6 protein-coding genes and 1 pseudogene are annotated in these 7,475 nt (G+C 54.2%); 5 read left to right on the top strand and 2 right to left on the bottom strand.

Features of this window, described 5'->3' with window-relative positions:
* A pseudogene (locus tag K9B37_RS22945) lies at positions 1–127 on the top strand (succinyl-CoA--3-ketoacid-CoA transferase); the annotation flags it as partial.
* A 207-nt stretch (positions 128–334) separates the two neighbouring features.
* Positions 335–508 (top strand): PilZ domain-containing protein, encoded by a 174-nt coding sequence (locus K9B37_RS25015; protein WP_369414409.1) that lies wholly within the window; start codon positions 335–337, stop codon positions 506–508.
* A gap of 885 nt (positions 509–1,393) precedes the next feature.
* Here the strand turns inward: K9B37_RS25015 and K9B37_RS22940 are convergent.
* Both K9B37_RS22940 and K9B37_RS22935 read right to left on the bottom strand, forming a co-directional pair.
* Positions 1,394–1,936, bottom strand: coding sequence for a GGDEF domain-containing protein (locus tag K9B37_RS22940; protein WP_224315870.1), 543 nt, complete (start codon positions 1,934–1,936; stop codon positions 1,394–1,396).
* 119 nt (positions 1,937–2,055) lie between these two features.
* Positions 2,056–2,562, bottom strand: a complete 507-nt coding sequence (locus tag K9B37_RS22935) for a hypothetical protein (RefSeq protein ID WP_224315868.1) — start codon at positions 2,560–2,562, stop codon at positions 2,056–2,058.
* 1,063 nt (positions 2,563–3,625) lie between these two features.
* Here K9B37_RS22935 and K9B37_RS22930 point away from each other — a divergent pair.
* The 3 genes from K9B37_RS22930 to K9B37_RS22920 are packed head-to-tail and all read left to right on the top strand — an operon-like array spanning position 3,626 to position 7,448.
* Entirely contained in the window at positions 3,626–4,615 is a 990-nt protein-coding gene (locus K9B37_RS22930) for a UDP-glucuronic acid decarboxylase family protein (protein ID WP_224315876.1), read from the top strand.
* Positions 4,612–5,592, top strand: a complete 981-nt coding sequence (gene galE, locus K9B37_RS22925) for a UDP-glucose 4-epimerase GalE (protein ID WP_224315866.1) — start codon at positions 4,612–4,614, stop codon at positions 5,590–5,592. Before K9B37_RS22930 ends, galE begins: the two co-directional genes overlap by 4 nt.
* 2 nt (positions 5,593–5,594) lie before the next feature.
* Positions 5,595–7,448 (top strand): glycosyltransferase family 2 protein, encoded by a 1,854-nt coding sequence (locus tag K9B37_RS22920; protein ID WP_439651780.1) that lies wholly within the window; start codon positions 5,595–5,597, stop codon positions 7,446–7,448.
* The last annotated feature ends 27 nt before the right edge of the window (positions 7,449–7,475 follow it).

The raw sequence follows: 7,475 nt of genomic DNA, 5'->3' as shown, positions 1-7,475 counted from the left end.
CAAGAAGGGCGGCTCCGGCATGACCCTGATCGAGCTCGCCGACGGCGTCACCCTGGACGAGATCACGGCCAAGACCCAGGCCGCCTTCAAGGTCAACCTCAACAGCAAACAGTCAAACGCTGCTTGAGACACCGACGTGACTCTACGGTGTCTCCGGCAAGATAGAGCCGTTTCGGGCTCTGAACTTGAGCGACTGAAAGCCGGCGAGCGAAGCATAGCCAAGCTGAATCTAATTAGAAATTAATCATAGTGAATAACGAGCGGTAATCGCTCCTTTGAAGATAGACCTATTCACAGTAATAGTTGCTCGGCAGATTGCGAGGGGTGGATACGGATGTTTCGCGGGAATAATATCCAGGAGGCGGACGCCCGTCGATCAGCGCGAACACCCAGCTCGTTGGAGGGGAAAATCTATCTCAATAACGGAGCTGCGGTGTCGTGCAAGATCAGTGATCTCTCCACCGGAGGCGCAAGAATTGAGGTTCAGGAAAACGCAAAAACGGTTTGATCTCGTAATCTTTGAGCTCAAGTTTCGTATTTGTCCGTCAAGACTGCGGTGGCGCAATGGCAGCATGGCCGGCATATCCTTCACAGAGCACAAATCAGCTCGATCCCTTAAAGTAAGGATCCCGCAAGAGTCTCGATGCCCTCGCAAATCAGCTGCGGGTCTGAGATATTCCGAGGCTGAATTGCATCAGGAGAGATCACACCGTCCGGGCTCTGCTTATTTTGGATCAGGGATACCACGCGAAGGGTAATGATGGTTATTCTAGCGTTGATCGCAGATTGCCGGTTTTCAGCCTCCAGATCGTTGAGATGGAGCAATAATCGCGAATCCGTCTATGATGAGGTATTAGTGAGCAAGAGCCTCGATTGAGGGCTTCGGCGGCAGCTACGCCCTTGTCGGTAGCGTCAGTCTCAAGATGAAACGGTAGATAGATTATCTCGACCTGGTCGCATCTGCGTGCTGTAAGAATATCGTCATCAAACGTGATCGAGGCGCTACGGCAAATCTTATGCCTCCATCACATGATGAACCGATCTCGCGTCTTGTCATACGTCCAAGTGAACTCGGACAGGTGCAAAATTCCGGCCTCATCAGCGGCGTACCGACCCTTTCCCTTCGGCTGATTGCAGCACCTCGACGCGGCTCTGTACCTAGTGCCGTACTGTTTCCAGCGCCCAATTAATTGACCCGTTCGAGCGACGCAGTTCAGTAGTGCCTCCACCTATAAAGCACTACAAAGGATACCATCAAGCTAAACTACCAAAGAGCCTGCAACCACTCCTCGCATCATACCTCTCCAGATCGAATACGTATCCGGTGCTGATCGAGGAAAATCACGTGGCCCGTACCGGCGCTGCTATTGGTGGCCGACTGCTCCCATACTGCCTAATTCAGCGGATGATCCCCGCAGGTTCGATTCTGCCCTTGGGATTTAGCAGTGTAGAGAAGTTCGTCTGCCCGGGCGAGGAGCATTGATAGTGGTTCTTCGCCTCGACGAACCGCGATGCCGAAGCTGGCAGTGACCTGTCGCCCTGATAGGCAATGAAAGGTCTTACTTTCAAGAGTCGCCCGAAGGCGTTCGGCCAATTCAAAGGCGCTGTAACGATTCGAATTTCGCAGGAGGACGACAAACTCCTCACCTCCCGTGCGTCCGGCGATGCCACTCCCTCTAAGTGTACAAGACACAATATGTGCCATCTCCGGAGGTACCTTGTCTCCAACATGGTGGCCAAAAGTGTCGTTAATGTTTTTGAAGTGATCGATATCAAAAACGACTGCGCTGATAGAGGCGCTCTTCCAGTCCGTCAGAATGTCCGCAGCTTTTGCATCGAAGCCGCGATGGTTCAAGAGACCCGCTAGAGGATCGATATCGCGCCGCCGCTTGAGATCCTCGAGGACATCCGAGATGGCTGTCGCAAGAAGTGTCAATGCCAGGGCAGCTCAAAACAGCGAAAGGCTGACTCGAAGAGCAAGCCAGAAAAGTGTTTCTCCGAACGCAGCCGCTACACCCTTTCCTCCGCGGGAAATGATTGGATCGCCAACAAGAGTCAACAGCGTCCTACCGAAGAACTGCACCGAGAACGCCCAAAAGAGCCAAAAAGGATTCTGTCCGGCAATTTGCCGGATCGAAGATCGAGAACTCTCATGGCCGTCACGACGAAAAATGCCCCGATGCCAAAATTGAGAATGTAGATTCTGGTTTTGAGACTTCTATCAACGTAATAGTAAAAATAAATTCCCGTACGGATAGTGATGAAGAAGAGTACATGGAGAAGCTGATGATATCGCTTTCCGATGCGACGGAGAATTCCCTCGACCAAAAACGACGAGCTGACAACATAGATCGACGCAGAAATCATCGCGCTCAGGCCAAAGTCGGCCGGAATACCCATGATTTGATAAACCGCCGCCGCTCCATAAAGAAGCAGTGAAACACTGAAGAGCAGGATGCGCTTGCGCTCACGGTCGACAAGCCACGCGACAAGAAAACTCGCGCTAAAAAGAAGAAAGATAGCAGGCGTGATAAGCGACACGATCTGGCGCGCGTTGAGCATTCTTGATACGCTCCAACATCTCGCCGAAAATTCACCTAGTGCGAACGAAGGAATGGGCCGGGCCGAGTCAGTTCTGTCAAGCGGGAATCGTTGTAGGACCAAGCTGGCCCGGTCGTTTGGGATCCTGAGCGGCGCCTAATGCTCCAGAGATACTATTACCGTCCAACGATTCTGATACATGCTCGTCGATGGACCACTACAGCTGACCAGGCGCTTGCGCTGGTTAAACTTCGCCAGCACCAGTGGGACACAATGGATGGCGCGGCGGTGGATGGCCTCCTGATCGATCACGATGTCCCTCCCGACCATCTTCTCTTCCGGATTGGAGGCTTACGCCACAGACCTGATACTACAACTGGACGCACAACAGAGTCGCTGCGTGGTCAGAATGGTGGCATTTGAACGTCATGCACCTGCGCATTTGGTCGGAGACAGATGGCGAATTCACTTAAAGAGTTTGCGTCGGCGCCTTACCACATAGGCGAGATTAGAACCGAGAATTCAGGCTTCGATGCACGATGCTGTCTGCTGCAGGAACAACGGCACCAGCTCTATCTGCAACTATTGCCATATTGCGTTAGAGCCAACGTTGCTCGCCGATTGTACCGAGGGCAGGCATGAAACCCGCTAATCCGGCTGCTCAAATTCTCTATGTCTGCTCAAACGCGCAGATTCGGACGATCTGCTAAGTTTATGGATGTTGCGCTACGGACAGAACGGTTAAGATCCCGTAAATTGCATCCCATGAGCAGACGGCACATCGATCCAAGCGGGAGATCTGCCGCATTCGGGTATATCTAGACATACGGAGCGTACCATGTCCGTACAAGAGAACACGTTACTTGTTTTCTCCGCGAGGAGTGGGGCGTTCTTCGCCAGATACTCGAGATTTGCCGTCGAGGGGTCCTTCTAAGAAGGTCCATTTGCCTCGGTATCGTCTCGCACGGTTCCCGAGCGCTTTTCAATTTTATCACTCTCGGTATGCCCCGGCGGCGTCGCGGGCAAACGACGGAGCTTGCCCGTGCTACAGTCTCATTCTTCCGAACTTCCGGCATTGAATAACATGCTTTCGCCTTGGACCCGTGGAAGGCGGATCCTTGTCACTGGCGGAGCGGGCTTTCTCGGCTCCCACCTCTGCGAGCGATTGCTGGCGCAACGCAATCACGTCGTTTGCTTGGACAGCTTTCAGACCGGTACTTTACGGAATGTTGCACATCTCTGCCAAAACTCCCGCTTTAGTATTATCGAGCACGATGTCTCTATCCCGTTTACGGGAGAGTTTGACGAGATATACAACCTAGCTTGCCCTGCGTCGCCACCACACTATCAAGCGGATCCCGTACAAACGACCAGGACAAGCGTTCTGGGCGCCATGCATCTCCTTGATCTGGCACATCGATGCAACGCTAGAATCTTCCAAGCCTCAACCTCCGAAGTCTACGGCGATCCACATGTTCATCCGCAGCCTGAGAGCTATTGCGGCAACGTGAATCCTATTGGCCCGCGCTCCTGCTATGACGAAGGAAAGCGTTGTGCCGAAACACTCTTCTTCGACTATCATCGGTGTTACTCCGTACGGATCAAGGTCGCACGGATCTTCAATACCTACGGGCCCCGTATGCGCCCCGATGATGGACGTGTCGTGTCCAACTTCATCGTTCAAGCACTTCAGGGAAGCGATATTACAATCTACGGCGAAGGCAATCAGACGCGCTCCTTCTGCTATGTTGACGACCTGATTGATGGCTTCATCCGACTGATGGAGTCCTCCGGTCACGCAACGGGTCCGATCAATCTCGGGAATCCGGCTGAGTTCACCATTCGCCAACTGGCAGATCTAGTGATCGAGCTCACTGGTTCCCGATCAAGGATCATCTACCAACCTTTACCCACTGATGACCCGCAGCAGCGGCGGCCCGACATTTCGCAGGCCGAGGCCCTTCTCGATTGGAAACCCAGCGTGCCACTAAAGGCAGGGCTGATGAAGACCATTGGTTACTTCGACGCTCTTCTGCGAAAGACGGACGCCACGGTCCTGGAGTTCGTAGCATGAGTTCCCGCCGCGTGTTCGTGACTGGCGGAGCGGGCTTTATTGGGAGCCATACCTGCAAGGTTCTGTCGGCACATGGCTTTGAGCCTGTCACCTACGACAACTTGGTAACGGGACATCGCGATGCGGTGCGCTGGGGACCGCTTGTGGAAGGCGACATCCTCGACACGGCGTTCCTTGCAAGCGCTTTGATCGAGTATCGTCCACTAGCGATCTTGCACTTTGCTGCATTTGCCTATGTAGGCGAGTCCGTATCTGATCCAGCAAAATACTACCGCAACAATGTGTCGGGAATGCTCTCCCTGCTAGAGGCGTGCCGCGCAACGAACCTCAAGCAGATCATCTTCTCCAGCAGTTGCGCGACCTATGGCATTCCCGATCGTCTTCCCATCAATGAACAAGCGTCGCAGCGCCCCATTAATCCATACGGGCGCAGCAAACTGATCGCTGAGCAGATGCTCGAAGATCATGCCGCTGCCTATGGCATCGGCTATGTTGCGTTGCGCTACTTCAATGCATGTGGTTCGGACCCAGATGGCCAACTCGGCGAATGGCATTCTCCTGAGACACATCTCATTCCTTGTGCGTTGCTGGCAGCCGGCGGCAACCGTGAACATTTGTCAGTATTTGGCGATGATTATGATACCACCGATGGTACCTGCGTTCGCGACTACATTCACGTCACCGATCTCGCACGCGCACATGTTATGGCTCTTCAGCACCTCCTTGATGGAGGAAAGAACCTTGCCCTCAACCTCGGAACTGGGCGCGGCCTCTCAATTCTGGATGTCCTGAATTCCATTCGCCGTGTAACGAACCGCACTGTTCCCATTCGGATCGAGCCACGTCGAGCAGGCGATCCTCCCGCGCTGTTCGCCGACCCAACCCTCGCGCGGATCTGTTTAGGCTTCTCTCCTGAGCTCTCCGAGATCGACACGATCGTGCGGACCGCAGCACCCTTTTTCGGCTTGAGGGTCTAGTTATGGCATCTGATATGTGGTCGCAACGCGACGGTTCCGAGCAGCATAGTTCGTCCGCTCAAGGTGATTTCGTCTCGCTGTTCTCCCGCGCGCAGAAGATCGAGGCCTGGATCGGAGCAAGCATCTGGGCCGTGGCTCTACTGTACTTCTGGACATGGTGGTTTCAACCAGAGCACAATATCGGTTGGTTTGGCTACGGGCTTGTGACTGTCACTCTGGCGTGGGTAACGCTGCTTCCTCTGTACTTCATCGTTATTTTCTTCAACGCAAGGAAGCCGACCGGCCCATTAAGACTGCCAGCGGGTAGCCGTGTTGCAATGGTCGTCACCAAAGCTCCTTCTGAACCCTTCTCGGTAGTAGCTGAAACGCTCGAAGCCATGCTTCGCCAGACTTACCCTCATGATACCTGGCTCGCAGACGAAGACCCAACACCCACAACTTTGCGGTGGTGCCGAGAGAGGGGCGTTCAGGTTTCCACAAGGAAGGGTCGCCTCGACTATCATCGTACGAGCTGGCCGCGACGCACACGTTGCAAGGAAGGCAACCTCGCATTCTTCTACGATCGTTATGGCTACGAGCGCTATGACTTTGTCGCTCAGCTCGATGCTGATCATGTGCCGACAGAGACATATCTTGAGGAGGTACTCAAGCCGTTCTCAGATCCGGGTGTCGGATACGTTTCGGCCCCAAGCATCTGTGACAAGAACGCCGCGGAAAGTTGGTCTGCCCGCAGCAGACTTTATGTCGAAGGGACCCTGCATGGAGCACTTCAGGCTGGCTACAATAGCGGCTGGGCGCCGCTGTGTATCGGGTCGCATTATGCGGTTCGAACCGCAGCACTTCGGGAGATCGGCGGCCTGGGACCAGAGCTGGCTGAAGATCACTCAACAACGCTTCTCATGAACGCTCATGGTTGGCGCGGGGTCCACGCTATTGATGCGATTGCCCATGGTGATGGACCGCGCACTTTCGCGGATCTGGCGACACAGGAATTCCAGTGGTCGCGGAGCCTGATGATGATCCTGCTCCAATACTCTCCGACTTATATCCCACGACTACCCGCTCGGCTTAAGTTTCAATTTATCTTCTCACAACTTTGGTATCCGTTGTTCTCATTTTTCATGGCACTTATGTTTGCCATGCCGATTGCGGCGCTGACGTTAGGTATAAACTTTGTCGGAGTCACGTTCCCGGAGTTCGTTGTCCATTTCGTACCGATCTCACTTGCTCTGATCGTCATGGCATGGCGCTGGAAGGCTGGTGGATGGAGTCGGCCGGTGAATGCGAAGGTATTGAGTTGGGAAGGTACGCTCTTTCTCTTCGCACGATGGCCCTGGTCTCTCGCTGGAACAGTTGCGGCAGTTCGGGACACCTTGACAGGGACCGTCGTCGACTTCCGTGTCACGCCAAAGGGCAGTGATCCGGTTGGACCTCTACCGTCCCGCGTAATCATGCCTTACATCGCGCTGGTCGTGGGATCCGCTCTACCCGTTCTAATGTTTTCGAATGTAGACCAAGCGCGCGGCTTCTACGTCTTCGCGAGTGTCAACTCGGCCTTTTATGCTGTCCTTCTGATCGTCATCCTCTTCCAGCATGTCAAAGACAGTGGAGTGCAGCTCAATCGCCTCCCATCACGTACCTTTACGTACCAAGCGACTGCGGCGCTGGCCGTTTGCCTGGTGCCAGCAACGGCAATGAAACTGCGCGGAGCTCAGGGTATCGAGGCCCTGAGTTGGGGCAAAGAACTTTTGTCACTGACCGAGGTCACTTATCGGGTCGCGGGCGCCGCTCAGGGCGGGGCAGGGGTTCGGCAGGTCCAACTGCGTCCATTTTCAAATTCTCAAGTCCAGTTCTGACCAGATGAAACTTGTAGGAGTAAGGTC

The sequence above is a fragment of the Microvirga puerhi genome, from assembly GCF_020089865.1.
GTDB classification, from domain to species: domain Bacteria; phylum Pseudomonadota; class Alphaproteobacteria; order Rhizobiales; family Beijerinckiaceae; genus Microvirga; species Microvirga puerhi.
The sequence above is the reverse complement of the archived record's forward strand: the minus strand, read 5'-3'. Positions and strand labels throughout refer to the sequence as shown.